This window comes from Saccharothrix longispora, from assembly GCF_031455225.1.
GTDB classification, from domain to species: Bacteria; Actinomycetota; Actinomycetes; order Mycobacteriales; family Pseudonocardiaceae; genus Actinosynnema; species Actinosynnema longispora.
Genome location: NZ_JAVDSG010000001.1, coordinates 4830544 through 4849525, shown reverse-complemented (window position 1 = coordinate 4849525; position 18982 = coordinate 4830544). Strand labels below are relative to the sequence as shown.

The window sequence follows — 18982 nt, the reverse complement described above, 5'->3', positions numbered from 1 at the left end:
AATCCCCGCGCCCGCCCCGCGACGATCAGAGCTCGTGCCGCACGTGCGTGCCGTCGCGGACCGTGCCGACGTACTCCTCGACCAGGTCCTCCAGCGCCACCACGCCGTGCGCGGCACCGTCGGCCGACACGGCCTGCGCCAGGTGGCTCTGCGCCCGCCGCAGCACGCCGACCGCCTCGTCCAGCCGGGCGTCCACCGGCACCCGCGGCAGCCCGCGCACGCGACCGGCGGGCACCTGCGTCGCCGGGTCGGCGTCGGACAGGTCCAGCACGTCCTTGACGTGCAGGTACCCGATCAACCTGCCGTCCGACTCCACCGGGAACCGGGAGAAGCCGGTGGCCGACACGGCGGCCTCCACCTCCCCGATGGTGGGCCTCGCGGACACCGACGTGACCTGGTCCAGCGGCACCAGCACGTCGGCGACGGTCCGCTCGGTCGAGGACAGCGTCTGCGCCAGCCGCCGGTGCTCCGAGTCCTCCAGCAGGCCCTCCTGGCGGGACTGCCCGATCAGCAGGGCCAGCTCGTCCCGCGTGTACGCGGACTCCAGCTCGTCCTTCGGGGTCACGCCGACCAGCTTGAGGATCGCCGTCGACACCACGGTGAACCCGCGCAGCAGCGGCGCCACCAGCCTGCAGAACCAGTAGTGCACGGGCACCAGCAGCAGCGCGGTCCGCTCGGGGCCCGCGATGGCCAGGTTCTTCGGCACCATCTCGCCCAGCACGGTGTGCAGGGCCACCACGATGATCAGCGCCAGCGCGAACGCCACGCCGTGGCGCACCGCGGCGGGCACGCCCAGGCCGTGGAACGGGACCTCCAGCAGTGCCGCCACGGCCGGTTCGCCCAGGGCGCCCAGGCCCAGCGAGCACAGCGTGATGCCGAGCTGCGCGCCCGCGATGAGCAGCGGCAGCTCCCGACCGGCCTTGATGACCGTGCGGGCGCGGCTGCTGCCGCCCTCGGCCAGCGGTTCCAGCCGGTCCCGGCGGGCGGTGATGATGGCGAACTCGGCGCCCACGAAGAACGCGTTGCCCGTGAGCAGGGCGAAGAGGGCGAGGATGCTCACCTCGTCACCCCCGACCGGACGTGGTCGGACCGGGCGGGCACGACGCGCTCGGCCGCCGCCTCGTCGACCGTGGCCTGACCGGGCACGAGGTGCCCGACCCCGGCGTCCTCGGACGCGACGGGGCCGTCCTTGGTCACCCGCAGCTCGGCGATCCGGTGCCGGTCCATCACCACCACGGTGATGCGCCAGTCGTCCACCCGGATCTCCTCGCCGGCGACCGGGATGCGGCCCAGGCGCGCGAGCACCAGGCCCGCGACGGTCTCGTAGTCGCCCTCCGGCATGCGGAACCCGGTGGCCTCGGCGATCTCGTCGTCGCGCAGCAGCCCGGACACGAGCCAGCTGTCCGCGCCCAGGAACCGCACCGGCGAGGTCTCGCGGCGGTCGTGCTCGTCGCGCACGTCGCCCACGATCTCCTCGACCAGGTCCTCCAGCGTGACCATGCCCGCCGTGCCGCCGTACTCGTCGACGACCAGCGCCGTCTGGAGGCCCGAGGCGCGCAACCGGTCCAGCAGGGCGTCGCCCTCCAGGGTGGCGGGCACCGTCTGCACCGGCCTGGTCAGCGCCGACAGCGGTGTCGTGGCCCGCTGCGCGCGGGGCACCCCGAACACTTGCTTGACGTGCACCATGCCGCGCACCTCGTCCAGGTCGCCGTTGTGCACCGGGAACCGGGAGAACCCGGTCTCGCGGGCCTTGGCGACCAGGTCGAGCACGGTGGCGTCGGCGCGCAGCGACTCCACCCGCACGCGCGGGGTCATCAGCTCCTCCGCGGTGCGGTCGCCGAACCGCAGCGAGCGGTCCAGCAGCGTCGCCGTGCCCTCGTCGATCGTGCCGTGCTCGGCGCTGGAGCGGATCAGCGCGCCCAGTTCCTGCGGCGACCGGGCGGAGGCCAACTCCTCGGCGGGTTCCACGCCGAGGCGTCTGACCAGCCAGTTCGCCGAACCGTTGAGGGCGGTGATGAGCCAGCGGAACACCGCCGAGAACCTCGCCTGCACGCCGGCGACCGCGCGGGCGGTCTCCAGGGGCTTCGCGATGGCCAGGTTCTTCGGGACCAGCTCGCCGAACACCATCGACAGGGCGGTGGCCAGCGCCAACGCCAGGACCAGCGCGATCGGCGAGGCCGCCGAGGGCGGCACGCCCACGCCCGTCAGCACCGGCGAGATCAGCTGGGCGATGGCGGGTTCGGCGATGTAACCGGTGATCAGCGTGGTGATGGTGATCGCCAGCTGCGAGCCGGAGAGCTGGAACGACAGCGACCGGTGGGCCTTCTCCACCGTTCTCGCCTTCGCGTCGCCGACGGTGGCGACGTGGGACTCGACGGTGCTGCGCTCCAGGGCGGTCAGGGAGAACTCGGCGGCCACCGCGACGAACGTGCCGATGGTGAGCGCCACCACGGCGACGAGGCCGAGGACGCTGAACAGGATGGTCATCGGTCACCTCGACGGGTGACCGGGTGGGGCTGGCAGCCGGGTATCGGACCCGGCTCGGTACTGCAGCCCGGTGACTGCGCGTCGCGCACGGAAGGGATCACTCCTCGTGAGGGGTGGTCGAACGGGTGTCCAGTTTAGAAGGTAACCGCCGGTCAGCGCAGTCCGATACCGCTCGGTGACGAAGTACTCGCCCGGAGGACCACCTCACCGGCCACCTTGACGGTCCGCGGCTGCCCGGCGACACCGTCCAGGACCAGGTGCGCGGCACGTTCGCCCATCTCCTCCAGGGGCAACCGCACCGTGCTCAGCGCGGGTACGAGGTCGCGCAGCGTGGGGATGTCGTCGAAGCCGGCCACCGACACGTCCTCGGGCACCCGCAGGCCACGTTCCCGCAGCGCCGCCATCGCGCCCATCGCCATCACGTCGTTCACGGCGAACACGCAGGTCGCGCCGGTCCCGGCGGCGAGCAGGTCGCCCGCCGCCGCGTACCCGCCGTCCCGGGTGAACCCGCTGGCCACGACGTGGGAGTCGGGCAGCGGCACGTCCGCGTCGGCAAGCCCCGCTTTGAACCCGGCCACCCGGTCGCGCGCGGCGAGCAGGCCGGGCGGCCCGCCGAGCACCGCGAACCGCCGGTGCCCGAGGGCGGCCAGCTCCCGGGCCAGCGCCCGCGCGCCCGCCCGGTTCGCGGGCACCACGGTGTCCGCGCCGAGCTTCGCCTGCGAGACGCACGCGACCCGGCCGCCCTGCTCGGCGAACGCGGCGATCTCCTCCGCCAGGCGCGCGGACGCCGCCCGGTCGGTGGTGCGGCTCCCCGCGATCACCACGGCCCGCGCCCGGTGCGCGCGCAGCGTGTTGACCAGCTCCACCTCGCGGCGCGGGTCGCGGCCGGTGGTGCCCAGCACCACGACCAGCCCGGCGGCCTCGGCGACCCGGGTCACGCCCGCCGCGATGCTGGAGAAGTAGGGGTCGGCGATGTCGTGCACCACGAGCCCGACGAGGACGCTGGAGTTGCGGGCGAGCGCCTGCGCGGAGGCGTTGGGCAGGTAGCCCAGCCCGCGTGCGGTGTCCAGCACGCGCTCCCTGAGCTCCTCGCTGACCTGTCGCGTGCTGCCGTTGAGCACCCGTGACGCGGTCGCCAGCGACACGCCCGCGCGCTTCGCCACTTCCTGGAGCGTGACCTGCCGCGACGCCAACGCCGTCCCCTTCCGCCTCCTGGTCCGGCGAGACTAGCCCGCAGGGCGGTTGACGGTGCCGACGAACCGACCGTAGCGTGTCGTCCATCGCTTTGGAAAGCGCTTTCCAGCCACAATCGGGAGTGTTGCGCATGGCTGTGCGGACGATCGGCATCGCGTTGAACGGCGTCACCGGGCGCATGGGGTACCGCCAGCACCTGGTGCGCTCGGTCCTGGCGCTGCGCGAACGCGGCGGCGTGCGGGTGGGCGACGACGTCCTGGTGCCCGAGCCGCTGCTGGTCGGCCGCAACGCCGACAAGCTCAAGGAGATCGCCCAGCGGCACGACCTGCCCCGCTGGACCACCGACCTGGACGCGGCGCTCGGCGACCCCGACGTGGCCGTGTACTTCGACGCGCAGGTGACGTCCGCGCACGTCCCGGCGCTGACCGCGGCCATCGCGGCGGGCAAGCACGTCTACTGCGAGAAGCCCGTCGCGGCCACGCCCGAGGAGGTCGCCGAGCTGGCCCGGCTGGCCGACGCGGCGGGCGTGAAGCACGGCGTGGTCGCCGACAAGCTGTACCTGCCGGGCATCCGCAAGCTGCGCCGGCTAGTGGACGGCGGCTTCTTCGGTCGCGTGCTCTCGGTGCGCGGCGAGTTCGGCTACTGGGTGTTCGAGGGCGACTGGCAGGCCGCGCAGCGCCCGTCGTGGAACTACCGGGCCGAGGACGGCGGCGGCATCGTGGTGGACATGTTCTGCCACTGGAGCTACCTGCTGGAGGGCGTGTTCGGGAGGAAGGTGGAGGCGGTGACGGCGCGGGCCGTCACGCACCTGCCCACCCGGTGGGACGAGCGCGGCGAGCCCTACGAGGCGACCGCGGACGACGCGGCGTACGCCGTCTTCGAGCTGGCCGACGGCCTGGTGGCGCAGGTCAACTCGTCGTGGGCGACCCGCGTGCACCGCGACGAGCTGGTGGAGTTCCAGGTGGACGGGACGCTCGGCAGCGCCGTCGCCGGCCTGCGCCGGTGCGTGGCGCAGCCCCGGGCGGTCACGCCGAAGCCGGTGTGGGACCCGGACGTGCCCAGCTCGATCGACTTCCGGTCGCAGTGGCAGGAGGTTCCCGACAACGGGGTGTTCGACAACGGGTTCCTCGTGCAGTGGGAGGAGTTCCTGCGGCACGTCGCCGGCGGCGCGCCGTTCGGCCACGACTTCCGGTCGGGCGCGCGCGGCGTGCGGCTGGCGGCGCTGGGCCTGGAGTCGTCGCGCACCGGTCGTCGGATCGAGGTGCCCGCGTGACCACCGTGCGGCTGCCGGATGCGGACAGGACGTTCCGATCGCACCGGCTGGGCGACCCGCGTACGTGGGACGTCGGCCCGTTCACGTCACGCGTCGCGTTCGCGGCGGCGCACGTGGTGGCCGACCCGTTCGGCGGGAACGCGCCGGGCGCGCCCGCCCGCCTGGACTGGGACGCCACGCTGGCGTACCGGGAGCACCTGTGGGCGCACGGGTTCGGCGTGGCCGAGGCCATGGACACCGCGCAGCGCGGCGTGGGCCTGGACTGGGCCACCGCGCTGGAGCTGATCAGGCGCTCGGCGTCGCTCGCCGCGTCGGGGACGGGCAGGCGGCTGGTCGCCGGCGTCGGCACCGACCACGACACCGCCGACCCGCTCACCGCCTACCGCGAGCAGCTCGCTGACGTGGTCGAGGCGGGCGCGCGGCCCGTCCTGATGTGCAGCCGCAAGCTCGCCGCCGCCGCGCGCGGCCCCGAGGACTACCTGAAGGTGTACTCCGCGCTGCTGGAGGAGGTCGACCGGCCGGTGGTGCTGCACTGGCTGGGGACGGCGTTCGACCCGGCGCTGGAGGGCTACTGGGGGTCGTCGGACGTCGGCGAGGCCACCGGGCACTTCCTCGACCTGGTCCGCGCCCACGCCGGCAAGGTGGACGGCGTCAAGGTGTCGCTGCTCGACGCCGCGCACGAGGTGGGCCTGCGCCGCGCGCTGCCCGAGGGCGTGCGCTGCTACACCGGTGACGACTTCGCCTATCCGGAGCTGGTCGCGGGCGACGAGGTCGGGCACAGCGACGCGCTGCTGGGTGTTCTCGACGCCATCGCGCCCGCCGCGTCCACCGCGCTGCGCCTGCTCGACGCGGGCGACGTCCCGCGGTACCACGAGGTGCTGGAACCGACCGCCGCGCTGTCGCGGCACGTGTTCGGCGCGCCGACGTTCCACTACAAGACCGGCGTGGTGTTCCTGGCCTGGGTGTGCGGGTTCCAGGACGCGTTCACGATGGTCGGCGGGATGCAGTCCGCGCGCGACGTCGTCCACCTGGGGGAGGTGCTGCGGCTGGCCGACCTGGCGGGCCTGCTGCCCGACCCGGAGCTCGCCGCGACGCGGTGGGCCCGGCTGCTGGACGTGCTGACGTGAAGCTCTCGCTGAACCAGGCCACCGTGAAGCGGGCGTCCGTGCCCGAGGTGGTCGACGTGTGCGCGCGGCACGGCGTGGAGGGCGTCGGCCTGTGGCGGGAGCCGGTGGCGGAGCACGGGCTGGCGAGGACGGCGGACCTGGTCCGCTCGGCGGGGCTGACCGTGTCGTCGCTGTGCCGGGGCGGGTTCTTCACCGGTCACGACCAGCGCCTGGACGACAACCGGCGGGCGATCGACGAGGCGGCGGCGCTGGGCGCGCGGTGCCTGGTGCTGGTGCCCGGCGGGCTGCCCGACCGGGACCTGCCGGCGGCCCGGGGACGGGTGGCGGCAGCGCTGTCGGTGCTGGCGCCGCACGCCGAGTCCGCCGGTGTGCGGTTGGCGATCGAGCCCGTGCACCCGGTGTTCTGCGCCGACCGCGGCGTCGTGTCGACCCTGGCGCAGGCCCTGGAGCTGGCGGCCCCGCACGCGCCGGGGGTCGTGGGCGTCGTGGTGGACGCCCTGCACGTGTGGTGGGACCCGGCGCTGGAGGCGTCGGTGGCGGCGGCGGCCCCGAGGATCGCGTCCTACCAGGTGTGCGACTGGGTCACCCCGCTGCCCGCCGACGTGCTGCTGGGGCGGGGGTTGCCCGGTGACGGGCACGTGGACCTGGTGGGCCTGACCGGTCTGGTGGCGGCGGCCGGCTACGACGGGTTCGTCGAGGTGGAGGTGTTCAACGAGGAGGTGTGGGCGCGTCCCGCCGACGACGTGGCGGCGGACCTGGTGCGCCGGCACGCGACGGGGTGGGAGCCGGTCGTGGACGGCGGCCACGACCGACTTCCCGTCTCCCCCTGAGAGGTGGAGCACGACCCGCCGTGCCCGCTGTCGGCTCCCCTCCGACTCGCGGGTGCGGCTGGTCGATCCCCCTGTGTTGCCCCCCTGGTGGGAAAGAGCGCGGTGCGGGCCGCTGGATACGTGCGGCGGGAAAATTCTCCGGAGGGGTCGTCCGGTGGCACGGGGGTGCGCCGGCCCACCCCTCGACGGGCCGGCGCACCCCCGGTGTCAGGCGCCGATCCAGGGGTGGTGCGGACGGGCGCGGTAGGCGCGGGTGGCGTTCGTGGTGATGCGCAGGACCGAGTCGTACATGCTGCGGCCCAGGGCGGCCCTCGCGCGGAGCGCCGGGTGGGTCGCGCCGTAGTTGCCGGCGTTCACGGCCTGGTCGCCGCGGAACGCGCCCGAGGCGAACAGGGCGTAGGTGACGATCGCCTTGCCGTTGGCGTCGAACACGACGCCGGCCTCGTTGCGGCCGTCCTCGAACCAGCCCGCCTTGGTGGCCACGTTCAGCCGCTCCTGCGAGGACAGCTCCAGCCGGACGCCGTCGGTGAACGACGTCAGCGACCGCAGGACGTTCAGCAGGTACGCGGTCGACGCGGCGGACAGCAGCTCGCCCTTCACGAGCTTCTGCAGCAGCGCGGACGTCTCGCGCGGCGTGGTGGTGCCGAGGAAGAAGCGGTTCGGGTTGGCCACCGGCACGACCTGCGTGTGCGTGAAGCCCTTGCCGCGCAGGATCTCGTTCAGCTCCAGCGCGGGCACGACCAGGCCGCACAACCGCACGCACGTGTTGTCCGAGACCGTCAACAGGGTCGCCAGGACGTGCCCCAGGGTGACCGAACTCGGGTAGGCGCCGTCCAGGCCGAAGATGCCGTCGGTGTCGTGGATGACGATGTCCGCCGTCACGTCGACCCGCTGGTCCAGCCGCAGCAGGCCCCGGTCGACCTTGTCGAGCACCGCGACGGCCACCGCGATCTTGTTCACGCTGTACGCCTCGACGACGCGGTCCGCGTGGTCCTCGACGGCGGGCTTCACCGCGCAGTCCGGGTCGGCCACGCCGATGTGGGACGACCACGTGCCGCCGGCGAGCAGCGTCGCCACGCCGTACTTGAACGCGATCTTCCGCCGGGCCAGCTCGGCCGTCGTCGGGATCAGCGCGTCCCAGTCCGCCTCGGTCCGCTCCGCCTGGGCGGACGCGGTGCCGGCCGTGCCCAGCACGGCCGTCGCGGCCGCCGCCGAGCCGAGCCCGAGCGCGAACCTGCGGTTGATGTCCATGTGCCCCCAATCAGTGGATACGCCCCTATGACGCCGGCGGGGACGAGAACGTTGCCCGGCCACCGGCAGGTGATCGAACCAGTACGCTGCGCCGGGTGGGCGAACAGGTGTTCCTCGTGACGGGGGCGAGTCGCGGCATCGGCGCGGCGACCGCCCGGATGGCCTCGGCACGCGGGTACCGGGTGGTGCTGGCCGCGCGGGCCGCGTCGTCGACCGCCCGGCTGGCCGCCGAACTGGGCGGACCCGACCGGGCGTGGTCGGCGTCGTGCGACGTGACCCGGTACGAGCAGGTCGCCGGGCTCGTCCAGCGGGTCGAGGAGGAGTGGGGCCGGCTCGACGTGGTGTTCGCCAACGCCGGCGCGAGCGTGGTCACCTCGTTCACCGCGGAGGACGGTGCGCCGCCCGCCGAGTGGGGCGACATGGTGCTGACGAACGTGTGCGGGCCCGCGTTCACCGCGCGCGCCGCGATGCCCGCGTTGACGAGGCACGGCGGTCACCTCGTGCTGACCGGTTCGGCGGCCGGGCGCGGCGTGCGGCCGGGGAGCCTCTACGCGGCGACGAAGTGGGCCGTGACGGGGCTGGCGCAGGCCATCCGCGCCGAGTGCGTCGGCACCGGTGTGCGCGTCACGCTCGTGCAGCCGGGTCTCACCGACACCGGCGGCATCCCGGCGTCGCGGGCGGCCGACCCGAAGCTGGCGCCGGAGGACGTGGCGCGGGCCGTGCTGTACGCGGTGGAGCAGCCGCCGACGGTCGACGTCAACGAGATCCTGGTGCGGCCGGTGGGGCAGGACGCCCACCGGTGAGCCGCGTGCCGGGAAGTCCTGGGCCGGAACAAGGTAACGCACCACCGGCCGCCGAGGCGTGGGCTGGATGTGGCGGCCGGTGGTGCGCGGTGTGCCCGGTGGTGGGTCGCCCCACCACCGGGCACGTGGTCAGCCCTTGGTGCAGGACTGGCCGTTCACCCGGAAGTCGGTCGGTTCACCCGAGCCGCTGCCGGAGGAGTTGAAGCCGATGCCGGCCGTGCCGCCACCGCCGACGTTGCCGTTCCACGGCATGTTCGTCGCGGTCGCGGCCTGGCCCGACTGGGACCAGTTCGCCGACCAGCCCTGCGTGATCTTCTGCGTGCCGGGCAGCGTGAACTCCAGCTTCCACGACGTCCACGCCTGGGTGCCGGTGTTGGTGATCGTGAGGTTGGCCGACATGCCGCCGTTCCACGTGGTGGCCTGCCACTTCACCTTGCACGACCCCGTCGGCACGTCCGACTTGGTCCGCACGACCACCTGCGTGGACTGCGAGGACAGGCCCGCGCCGTTCTTGGCCGTCACGTACAGCGTGTACGCGGTGTCCTGGCGCAGGCCGGTGACGGTCGCCGAGGGCGAGGTGGTGGTGGCGAGCACGCGCAGCGCGTCACCCTCCACCGACACGACCTGGTACTCGCGCACGCCGCTCTCGGCGTCCGACGACGGCGTCCACGCGAGCTTGAAGCCCGTGGAGGTGATCTCCGACGCGGTGGGCGCGCCGGGCCGCGACGGGGGCGTGGTGTCGACCGGGGGAGCGGTGGTGACCTTCTCCGCGGCCCAGTTGGCGACCCACGCGAACGCCGAGTTCCAGTTCACCGTGACCTCGTTGACCGAGTACGCCTCGATGTGGTCGACGAAGCACTTCTGCGGCGCGCAGCCCTGGAGCAGGCGCGCGGCGATCGGGTCCTGCAGCGCGCTGTTCGGACCGCCCGAGAGCGCGCCGGGCGGCGCGATCGGCAGGGTCGGGTCCAGCTGGTTCGCCCAGTGCCGGTGGTGCACGTTGCGCACCGCCTGCTCGCCGTAGCCCGTGACGTAGGAGTACGACAGCGGGTTGCGGCCCAGCAGGTAGTGCAGGCCCTGGAACACGCCCTCGCGGTACTTGGCGGCGCCGGTGAAGTCGTGCGCCAGCGCCAGCACCGAGATGTTGTTGGTCACCAGGCCGTTGGAGCCCCAGTCGTAGCCCTCGGTCGGGCGGTACGGGGCCGGGTAGCCCTGGGCCGCCATCTGCGACAGGTGGCCGTCGGCGACGGAGACGAACTTCGCCTTGATCGCCGCCACGTCCGCCGCCGGCAGGCCGTTGGGCACCAGGGCGAGCGTGATGTCGCCGAGCGGGCCCGTGGCGCCCCAGTCGAAGCCGCGGTTGTTCAGGCTCGCGCCCTTGAAGTGCGCCGACGACGTGACGTCGGTGCGGTAGGACGCCTCACCGGTGGTGGTGAACAGCTCCACCGCGGCCCAGTAGAACTCGTCGGTGACGTCCGGGTCGCTGTACGCGCCGCCGCCGGTGCCGTCGTTCGGGTCGGCGATCTTGGCCGGGTTCGCCTTGGCCGCCGCGTACGCCCGCACGGCCGCCGCCTGCGCCTTGGCCGAGAACGCCGGGTCGATCGTCTTCCAGATGCGGGCGGCCTGCGCGGCCACCGCGGCCGTGTTCAGCGTCGCGGCCGTGCTGGTCGCGGACAGCCGCCGGGCCTGCGGGTCCTGGTGCGGCAGCAGGGGGAGGCCGGTCCAGTTCACGTCGTGGATCTTGTGGTGGACCATGCCGTCGGGCGCCTGCATCTTGAGCAGGAACTCGACCTCCCAGCGGGCCTCGTCCAGGATGTCCGGGACGCCGTTGGCGCTCTCCGGGATGCGCAGCTTGCCGTCGCCCAGCGCGGCGGCGTCGCCGATCAGCTTCGCCCGCTCGTAGGTGTTGAGCACCTGCCACGCCGAGATGCCGCCGTTGACGACGTACTTGCCGTGGTCGCCCGCGTCGTACCAGCCGCCGCGCACGTCGAGCGTGTAACCGCAGTCGAGGCCGGTGAGGCAGGGGACGGCGTCGTCGCCCTTGTTCGGCGCGACGTTGAGGTGGCCGGCGGGGCGCGCGTACTCGTCCCCGACGTACTGCGCCTCGATCTCGATGCCGCTGCGGTTGTGGTAGAAGTACGCCAGCGAGTCGTAGCGCAGCTTCTTGACCTGGTCGGTCCCGATGTCGAACGGGAAGCTCGTCTCCGTGCCGACCGTCAGCGTGTAGCCGGTGCCGACCGTGTCGTAGGACGAGAAGTCGATCAGGTGCGTCCGGTCGCCGGAGTCCGCGTCCAGGCCCTTCGGGGTGGTCTGGCCGGTGGCCACGGTGGTGCCGCCGGCGTTCTTCAGCACCCACGTCTGCGCCGCGGTCGCGTCCGTCGTCAGGGTCGCCTGCTTGGGCAGGCCCGGCACGTAGCCGACCTGGTCGACGTTGACCTTCTTCGCCGGCACGGCAGGGTCGCCGCCCGGCGGCTTCACGCCGCCGACCAGGGAGACGTTGTCCACGCAGACCGTGTTGGCCGCCGCCTGCCCGCCGAGCTGGAACGTCGCCTGGCCGCTGCCCGCGTCGGGGAAGTCCAGCTCCGAGGTGAAGGTGAAGCTGAACGTCTGCTTGGTGGTCGTCAGCTGCACGGTGTGCGAGGCGATGCCCCGGTAGGGGCTGACGCCCTCGCCGAGGTTCGCCGTGATCGGCTGCGGCGTGGTGGCGCGGGCGTCGAACTTCATCGTGTACGACTGGCCGGCCTCGAACGGCACGCCGTTCTGGCCGATCAGTGCGTCCCACGGGTTGGCGGTGCCGCCGGGGACGGCCGCGCACAGCTCACCGTTGGTGAGCCGGTTGGTGACGCCGGTGCCGGCCCACCACGGGTCGGCGGTGCCGCTGCTGAACGTGCCGTTGATCAGCCGCTCGTAATCGGCCGCCTGGGCCGTTCCGGCGGCCAGCGCGCCGCTCACCGCCACGAGGGCGAGGGTTGCGGTGGTCCGACGGCGCCACCGGGGGGAGGGAAGCGATCTCATGGACGGGGTCTCCTCCGTCTGCTCTGACGGTTGACGACGCTTCTGGGAGCGCTCCCTGGGAGCGCTCCCAGAGACTCTAGGGTGACCGCGCGCACATTCACAAGACTGAATTTGACCTCCGGTCAACCGGTGGTCACGGACTGTGAACGTGCACAGGGTCGGCGGGAGACCCCCGTCACATCGGGTGGGCTCCGGTCAGCGCAGCGCGCGGTAGCCCTCGGCCACGATCCGCGGGGCCATCGCGGCGTACGCGGCGGGGTCGTCCGGCGCCCACGTGCCCAGCCCGTCCACGTAGCGGTTCATCATGCAGAACGCCGCGGCGATCAGGACGGTGTCGTGCAGCTCCAAGTCGGTCGCGCCGGCCTCCCTGGCCCTCGCGACCAGCTCGGCGGTGACCGCGCGCCCGCTCTCGGCCACCGCGGCCGCGACGTGAAGCAACGCCGACAGCTTCGGTGACGGCTCGTGGTCCCCGGGGAGCTGCGCGGCGGCGAACGCGGCGTGCGACGAGGCGCAGAACGTGCACGAGTTCAGCTCCGACACGTGCGCGGCGATCAGCTCCCGCTCCCCCCGGGACAGGGTGCTCGGGCCGCGCAGCAGCACCTCGGCCAGCTCGGCGAGCGGTCCGGCGGTCTCGGGGCGGTAGGTCATGAGCCCGGCGATGCCGGGGAGCGGGTTGTCCAGCTCGATGTGGGCCATGCGGACAGTGTCGTGATCACCGGGGCCGGGCACGAGCGTCGAACGGCCCAAGCGGCCCGCCGCCCGGCGGCGATTCACCCGTACGGCCCGCCGGCCGAGCCCTCCGGCGGTCGACAACTACCGGTAGTCGTCCGCGTGGAGGCAACCGTGAGCAAGGGACCCGTCGTCGTGGGGGCGGTCGTGCTGGCCGCGCTCGGCGCGTTCGCGGCGCTGGGCGCCCTGCTCGCGCCCGGTGCTCCGCCCACCGACGCCCGCGCGCTGGCGGGGACCGCGCTGGTCGCCGCCCGGGACGTGCCCGGGGCCGACCCCGGTGCCGACCCCGGCGACCCGGACGCCGTCGCCGCCGCGGTGGCCCGCGTGCTGCCCGAGGGCACGCGGGCCGTCGTCGTCCGGCCGGGACGCGCCAACGAGGCGCCCACCAGGTCCGGCACCCACCGGGTCGCCGTGGTGGTCGGGGAGGTGGATCGGGCGGCGGTGTCGCTGCTCGTGGCCAACGGGGGTGTCGTCGGCTCCGCGGCCACGCCCGACGGCTGGTGGGCGGCGGTGTCCGCGCCCGCGTCCGTCGCCGCGCCCGTGGGGCCGGCGCTGGCGCTGCTGGTGGCCGCGGTGCTGCTGGGCGCCGCGGCGGCGGAGCTGCCCCGCGACCGGCCTGCCCCGCGGCGGGGTGACGCGCTGGTGCGCGGTGTGGTCGGGCTGCTGCCGCACATGCCCGAGGACGTGGCGTGGCGGACCCGCGACGTGCTGGCGGCGAACGGCGTGCGGCCGCTCGTGCCCGACGGTCGGCGGGTCGGCGCACGGTGCCGGGTGGTGTCGACCGAGGTGACCGACGACCCGGCCCTGGTGGGCACGGTGGCGCGCACGCTGAGGCCCGGGTACGCGGAGGGCGAGCGGGTGGTGGTGCCGGCGCGGGTCGTGGCCTACGTGGCCCGTGAGGTGGGGCCGGAGGGCGGCCGGCGCGGTTGAGCCGGCGGGTCAGCGGGTCGCGGCGCGGGCGTAGGCGCCGGGCGTGACGCCGTAGCAGCGCCGGAACCAGCGGGTCAGGTGGGCCTGGTCGGCGAACCCGGCCGCGGCCGCCGCCTCCGCCGGTCGCACTCCGTCCGCCAGGAGCCGCCGGGCCTCGCGCAGCCGCCGCTGGCGCTGGTGCTCGCTGGGTGACAGGCCGTACCGGGCGCGGTAGGCGCGGTAGAGGGCGAAGCGGCTCAGGCCCGTCGCCTCGACCAGGTCCGCCGGCGTCAGGTCGTCCGCGTAGTGCGCCTCGACCAGGTCCCGCGCCGGGCCCGGGTCGCCGTGCGCGGTCGCCGGACCGGGCAGCGGGGTCACGTGGGCCGCCATCGCCCGGACCGCCCGCACCAGGTGCTCGTCCCGCGCCAGCGCGCCCTCGCGCAGGGCGGCGTGCAGGTCGCGCAGGGCGCCGGCCAGGGCGGGGGAGCGCACCACCGGGTCGCGGAACAGCGGCAGCCGGGGCACCAGGTCCGCGACCAGATCCGGTCCGATGTGGACGATTCGGTAGGTGAAGCCGTCCTCGGCGCCGGTGCGGCCGTCGTGCGCCTCGTCGGGGTTGAAGGCGAGCACCATGCCCGCCGTGCTGGTGTGCGCCCCGCCCCGGCAGCGGAACGCCTGCACGCCCTGCTCGGTCACCCCGAAGGAGTAGGCGTCGTGGCTGTGCCGGTGGTAGCGGTGCGACGTGAAGTGGGCGTGCATCGCCTCCAGCGGCTGGTCGGCCGCCCGCCAGTAGCGCGTCCACTGCACCGGGCCATTCAACCGCACCACCACCTCCGTGAGCGCGCTCTCATGGAAAGGTGCAGGTCAAAGCCTGGCGACACCGAAAACCGAGCCGTACTCTTGACTGGTGTAGACCATTTCCGGTTGAGTGGCCCTCGTCACGTCCGATGGGCGCTTCCAACGGGAAAGAGTGATCACGTGTCGAGAATCCGCGTAGTGGCGGCGATCGCCGCTGTCGTGGTCGGGGCGGCACTGACGGTCGTCGCGGCCAACTCCGCCGCTTCCGCCGCGGCGTGCGCGTCCGCGTGGAGCTCGTCAGCCGTCTACACCAACGGCATGACGGCCTCCCACGCCGGCAAGAACTGGCGTGCCCAGTGGTGGACCCAGAACGAGACCCCCGGCTCCGCCGCGGTCTGGGCCGACCAGGGCACCTGCGGTGGCACCACGCCCCCGCCCACCTCCTGCGACCACCCGAACTGGGTGCAGGGCCAGTGGTACACCGCGGGCAGCATCGTCAGGTACACCAACGGCCTCTACTACATCGCCGAGCACGACAACCCGGGCTACGACCCGGTCATCAGCACCTGGTACTGGGAGCCGCACACCTGCGGCACGAACCCGCCGACCACCACCACCACCACCACCACCCCGCCGGCGAACGGCAGCTTCGTGGTGAGCGAGAGCCAGTTCAACACGATGTTCCCGGGCCGGAACCCCTTCTACACCTACGCCGGCCTCACCGCGGCGCTGAACGCGTACCCGGGCTTCGCCAAGACGGGCAGCGACACGGTCCGCAAGCAGGAGGCGGCGGCCTTCCTGGCCAACGCCAACCACGAGACCGGCGGCCTGGTGCACGTCGTCGAGCAGAACCAGGCGAACTACCCGCACTACTGCGACCCGGGCCAGCCCTACGGCTGCCCCGCCGGTCAGGCGGCCTACTACGGCCGCGGTCCCATCCAGCTCAGCTGGAACTTCAACTACAAGGCGGCGGGCGACGCGCTCGGCCTCCCGCTGCTGACCAACCCGTGGCTCGTGCAGAACGACGCCTCGGTCGCCTGGAAGACGGCCCTCTGGTACTGGAACACCCAGAACGGCCCGGGCACCATGACCCCGCACGACGCGATGGTCAACCAGCGCGGCTTCGGCGAGACGATCCGCAGCATCAACGGGTCGCTGGAGTGCGGCGGGCGCAACCCGGCGCAGGTCCAGAGCCGGGTCGACGCCTACAACCGGTTCGTCGGCATCCTCGGCGTGCCGGCGGGCAACAACCTGTACTGCTGAGACCGCGCCGCTGGGCGACGACCCGCATCGCCCACCGGAGCGCACGGTGGAGGGGGCCGCGAGTCAGGACGCGGCCCCCTTCGCCGTTCCCGGGGCAAGGGGGCCCGGCGTCCGCCGGTTCGTCCGTTCACAGTCGGGGGTGCGCGTCACTGCTCCGGTCGGTTCACGTCCTTGACCCGGATGACGATCGCGATTATGGTCTAGACCACGTCGCGTTGCGTTGCACGGTGCTAGCACGCTGTGACGCTGCGCGTGATCCGGCCGCCGCGGATTTGGAACCCTGCCTTGGGGGCCCTCGTTCCGGGTCCCCTCCGAAGGAGCTGGACATGAACCTCAAACGCAAGCTGGCGGCGGTGCTCGCCGGTGTGGGCATCGCGCCGTTCATCGTCGTGGTGTCAGCGGGAACCGCGAGCGCGCACGGCTACATCTCCTCGCCGCCGAGCCGGCAGGCGATGTGCGCGCAGGGCCGCGTCTCCGACTGCGGTCCCGTCGTCTACGAACCGCAGAGCGTGGAAGGTCCGAAGGGCCAGCGCAACTGCCACGCGGGGCTGACCCCGTTCGCGCCCCTCAACGACGACAGCAAGGCGTGGCCGACCACCTCGGTCGGCGGCACGGTGGCGTTCAACTGGACCCTCACCGCCCGGCACGCCACCAGCACGTGGGAGTACTACGTCGGCGGCACCCGGATCGCCGAGTTCAACGACGGCGGCAGGCAGCCCAACGCCACCGTCACGCACAACGTGAACCTCGGCGGGCGCACCGGCCGGATCAAGCTGCTGGCCATCTGGAACATCGCCGACACGCCCATGGCGTTCTACTCCTGCGTCGACCTCCAGGTCGGCGGTGGCGGCAACCCGCCGACCACCACGACCACCCCGCCGACGACCACGACGAGGCCGCCGACGACCACCACCACCCGCCCGCCGACCACGACGCAGCCCCCCGTGGGCGGCACGTGGGCGCCGAACACCGCGTACCAGACCGGCGCGCAGGTGACCTACGGCGGCGCGAGCTACCGCTGCGTCCAGGCCCACACGTCCCTCGTGGGCTGGGAGCCGCCGAACACCGCCGCGCTGTGGCAGAAGCTGTAGCGACGCGGTGACACCGGCCCGTCCGCGCCTCCCTGTCACGGCGCGGGCGGGCCGCCCGGTCCGAGCACCACAACCGAAGAGGAGGACGACCCGTGCGACGCCTCGCGGCCCTGCTGGCCGGGTTGGCGGTCCTCACCGCGTGCGGGGGTGGCTCGACTCCCGAGCCCGCCGCCGCCCCGGTGTCGACCGCGGTGGAGACGGAGGAGTTCAACCAGACCGACGTGATGTTCCTCCAGATGTCCGTACCCCACCACCGGGCCGGGCTGGAGATCGTGGCGCTGGCGAAGGACCACCGGGTGCGCGACGAGGTCAAGACGCTCGCCGCCGCCATCGAGGTGACCCAGCTGTCCGAAGTGGACTCCATGACGAAGTGGCTCGTGGACTGGGAGCAGCCCGAGGAGGCCGGTGACGACCCGCAGCTGCACGCGGGCCACGGCGGCGACCACTCGACGAGCCCCGAGGCCATCGCGGAACTCGCGGCCACGCCGGCGGGCGAGTTCGAGAAGGCGTTCCTGAACCTGCTGATCGCCCACCAGCACAACGCGGTGTCCATCGCGAAGCTGGAGCGCGAGGGCGGCGTCAACCCGCAGGCCAAGGCCCTGGCCGACCGGATCTTCGAGTCGCGCACCGCGCAGATCGCGCAGATGCTCGGCTACCTCGACTAGAGCGCCAGCTCCAGCCCGCTGGTGAAGCGGCGGTGCTCGCCGGTCACCGGATCGGTGAACTCCAGCACCTTCGCCAGCAGCTGGAGGGGGTCGCGGAAGTCGTCCAGCGGCTTCTCCCGCAGCACGGGGTAGAAGTCGTCGTTGCGGATCGGCACGCCCAGCGACGCCATGTGCAGGCGGAGTTGGTGCGTGCGGCCCGTCGAGGGCAGCAGGCGGTACCGCGCCCAGCCGCCCCGGTGCCCCGCCAGCTCCACGCGGGTCTCCGCGTTCGGCGGGCCGGGCACCTCCTGCGCCGTGATCACGCCCTTGACCTTCACGATGCGGCTCGTCACCGTGCGGGGCAGCTCCAGTGCGGGGTCGTGCGGCGCGACGGCCTCGTACTCCTTGCGCACCACGCGGTCCTTGAACATCGTCTGGTACTTCCCGCGCAGCGCCGGGTCGACGACGAACATCACCAGCCCCGCCGTGACCCGGTCCAGCCGGTGCGCGGGGCTCAGGTGCGGCAGGCCCAGGCTCGTGCGCAGCCGCACCAGCGCCGTCTCCACGACGTGGCTGCCGCGCGGGATGGTGGCCAGGAAGTGCGGCTTGTCCACCACCAGGATCGCGTCGTCGCGGTGCACGACGCGGATGTCGAACGGCACCGGCACCTCGTCGGGCAGGTCGCGGTGGAACCACACCGACGAGCCGGGGACGTAGGCGGCGTCCGGCGCGAGGGGGCCGGTCAGGTCGTGCACCGCGCCCTCGGCGAGCATCGCGTCGATGCGCTCGGGCGCGACCCGCGGCAGCCGCTCGACCAGGTGGTCGCGCACGGTCGCCCACGTCCCGTCCGGTGGCAGCCGCAGGCGTGCCGGGTCGAGGCCGTGGCGCTGGGCCAGGAGCGCCGGCCGCTGCTTGCGCCTCATCGTGTCCGCCTCATCGGGCGGGGAGCTTACGCGGCGTCGGAGAACACCGGCTGGTAGCCCAGGGCGGTGAACATGCCGGTCAGCATCGTGCGGGTGTTCTCGTCGGCCCGACCGGTGAGGCCGGACTCGCGGGCCGCGTCGCCGATCTTCTGCTCGGCGGCCACGTAGAACGGCTGCTGGTCCTGCGTCTCGACGAGCGAGGCGAGGCGGTCGAACAGGCCCCGCTCCTCGGCGAAGACGTAGCAGCGCTCCTGCACGAGGTTCGGCTTGTCCAGCGTCGCGCCGGGCAGCGCCAGCTCCACGGTCTTCTTCTCCGCGTCGACCTCCAGGGCGTCCTCGGCGAGGCCGGAGAAGTCGACGTAGGCGTTCACCGTGCCGGCCGCCACGAACAGGGTGCGCCGGCCCGCGAGCGCCGCCGGGACGTGGCGGACGTCCTTCTCGATGTCGAGCACGACCTGGAAGTCGCCCGCCGCGGCGTGGTACTGGCTCAGGTCGCGCAGCGACTGGAGCAGCGCCGGTTGGCTGCGGTCGACGGTGTCGGTGCCGAACCTCGGCACGACGACGAGCGCCCCCACCAGGACCACGATCCCGACCACGGCCACCGCCGCCGCACCGATGCGCCACTTCATGGTCCTGGCATACCCGATC

The 18982-nt window shown here is 73.4% G+C and carries 17 protein-coding genes; 8 read left to right on the top strand and 9 right to left on the bottom strand.

Annotated elements, in window-relative coordinates; translation table 11 throughout:
* Positions 1–25 precede the first annotated feature (25 nt).
* The 3 genes from J2S66_RS19710 to J2S66_RS19700 form a co-directional block, all read right to left on the bottom strand.
* Positions 26–1060 carry a hemolysin family protein gene (locus J2S66_RS19710; protein ID WP_310308642.1) on the bottom strand — a complete coding sequence of 345 codons (1035 nt, stop codon included), beginning with the start codon at positions 1058–1060 and terminating at the stop codon, positions 26–28.
* Complete coding sequence (locus tag J2S66_RS19705; RefSeq protein WP_310308641.1) at positions 1057–2487, bottom strand: hemolysin family protein; 1431 nt, start codon at positions 2485–2487, stop codon at positions 1057–1059. Before J2S66_RS19705 ends, J2S66_RS19710 begins: the two co-directional genes overlap by 4 nt.
* A 152-nt stretch (positions 2488–2639) precedes the next feature.
* Positions 2640–3650 carry a LacI family DNA-binding transcriptional regulator gene (locus J2S66_RS19700; RefSeq protein WP_374726099.1) on the bottom strand — a complete coding sequence of 337 codons (1011 nt, stop codon included), beginning with the start codon at positions 3648–3650 and terminating at the stop codon, positions 2640–2642.
* 161 nt (positions 3651–3811) lie between these two features.
* Between J2S66_RS19700 and J2S66_RS19695 the strand changes: the two genes are divergently transcribed.
* Genes J2S66_RS19695 through J2S66_RS19685 form a run of 3 tightly spaced genes read left to right on the top strand, consistent with a single transcriptional unit; the run spans position 3812 to position 6911 of the window.
* Positions 3812–4954: a Gfo/Idh/MocA family protein gene (locus J2S66_RS19695; protein ID WP_310308639.1), complete on the top strand. Its 1143-nt coding sequence runs from the start codon at positions 3812–3814 to the stop codon at positions 4952–4954.
* Positions 4951–6081, top strand: a complete 1131-nt coding sequence (locus tag J2S66_RS19690) for a dihydrodipicolinate synthase family protein (RefSeq protein WP_374726098.1) — start codon at positions 4951–4953, stop codon at positions 6079–6081. The genes J2S66_RS19695 and J2S66_RS19690 overlap by 4 nt, the downstream gene beginning before the upstream one ends.
* On the top strand, positions 6078–6911 hold the full coding sequence (locus tag J2S66_RS19685) for a sugar phosphate isomerase/epimerase family protein (protein ID WP_310308638.1): 834 nt from the start codon (positions 6078–6080) through the stop codon (positions 6909–6911). The genes J2S66_RS19690 and J2S66_RS19685 overlap by 4 nt, the downstream gene beginning before the upstream one ends.
* A gap of 207 nt (positions 6912–7118) precedes the next feature.
* Here J2S66_RS19685 and J2S66_RS19680 read toward each other — a convergent pair whose 3' ends face one another.
* Positions 7119–8162 (bottom strand): serine hydrolase, encoded by a 1044-nt coding sequence (locus tag J2S66_RS19680; protein ID WP_310308637.1) that lies wholly within the window; start codon positions 8160–8162, stop codon positions 7119–7121.
* 95 nt (positions 8163–8257) lie between these two features.
* Between J2S66_RS19680 and J2S66_RS19675 the strand changes: the two genes are divergently transcribed.
* Positions 8258–8965, top strand: coding sequence for an SDR family oxidoreductase (locus J2S66_RS19675; RefSeq protein ID WP_310308636.1), 708 nt, complete (start codon positions 8258–8260; stop codon positions 8963–8965).
* Between the two features lie 129 nt (positions 8966–9094).
* Here the strand turns inward: J2S66_RS19675 and J2S66_RS19670 are convergent, their stop codons facing one another.
* Together J2S66_RS19670 and J2S66_RS19665 are read right to left on the bottom strand one after the other, a co-directional pair.
* The gene (locus J2S66_RS19670; RefSeq protein WP_310308635.1) at positions 9095–11977 is read right to left on the bottom strand and encodes a glycoside hydrolase family 9 protein; all 2883 of its coding nucleotides are present in this window, start codon (positions 11975–11977) and stop codon (positions 9095–9097) included.
* A 195-nt stretch (positions 11978–12172) separates the two neighbouring features.
* A complete protein-coding gene (locus J2S66_RS19665) occupies positions 12173–12673 on the bottom strand; it encodes a carboxymuconolactone decarboxylase family protein (RefSeq protein ID WP_310308634.1) in 501 nt (166 codons plus the stop codon).
* Between the two features lie 147 nt (positions 12674–12820).
* On the opposite strand from J2S66_RS19665, the gene J2S66_RS19660 reads away from it, so the two are divergent.
* Entirely contained in the window at positions 12821–13636 is an 816-nt protein-coding gene (locus J2S66_RS19660) for a hypothetical protein (protein WP_310308633.1), read from the top strand.
* A 9-nt stretch (positions 13637–13645) separates the two neighbouring features.
* Here J2S66_RS19660 and J2S66_RS19655 read toward each other — a convergent pair whose 3' ends face one another.
* Positions 13646–14422: an AraC family ligand binding domain-containing protein gene (locus J2S66_RS19655; protein ID WP_310308632.1), complete on the bottom strand. Its 777-nt coding sequence runs from the start codon at positions 14420–14422 to the stop codon at positions 13646–13648.
* Between the two features lie 189 nt (positions 14423–14611).
* Here J2S66_RS19655 and J2S66_RS19650 point away from each other — a divergent pair, with 189 nt between their 5' ends.
* The 3 genes from J2S66_RS19650 (at position 14612) to J2S66_RS19640 (ending at position 17432) form a co-directional block, all read left to right on the top strand.
* Positions 14612–15676 carry a glycoside hydrolase family 19 protein gene (locus J2S66_RS19650; protein WP_374726097.1) on the top strand — a complete coding sequence of 355 codons (1065 nt, stop codon included), beginning with the start codon at positions 14612–14614 and terminating at the stop codon, positions 15674–15676.
* A 326-nt stretch (positions 15677–16002) separates the two neighbouring features.
* The gene (locus J2S66_RS19645; protein WP_310308630.1) at positions 16003–16767 is read left to right on the top strand and encodes a lytic polysaccharide monooxygenase; all 765 of its coding nucleotides are present in this window, start codon (positions 16003–16005) and stop codon (positions 16765–16767) included.
* A gap of 92 nt (positions 16768–16859) precedes the next feature.
* Positions 16860–17432, top strand: a complete 573-nt coding sequence (locus J2S66_RS19640) for a DUF305 domain-containing protein (RefSeq protein ID WP_310308629.1) — start codon at positions 16860–16862, stop codon at positions 17430–17432.
* Here the strand turns inward: J2S66_RS19640 and J2S66_RS19635 are convergent.
* Positions 17429–18334 (bottom strand): RluA family pseudouridine synthase, encoded by a 906-nt coding sequence (locus tag J2S66_RS19635; protein WP_310308628.1) that lies wholly within the window; start codon positions 18332–18334, stop codon positions 17429–17431. The genes J2S66_RS19640 and J2S66_RS19635 overlap by 4 nt on opposite strands.
* A gap of 26 nt (positions 18335–18360) precedes the next feature.
* Positions 18361–18963, bottom strand: coding sequence for a DUF4230 domain-containing protein (locus J2S66_RS19630; protein WP_310308627.1), 603 nt, complete (start codon positions 18961–18963; stop codon positions 18361–18363).
* Positions 18964–18982 lie beyond the last annotated feature (19 nt).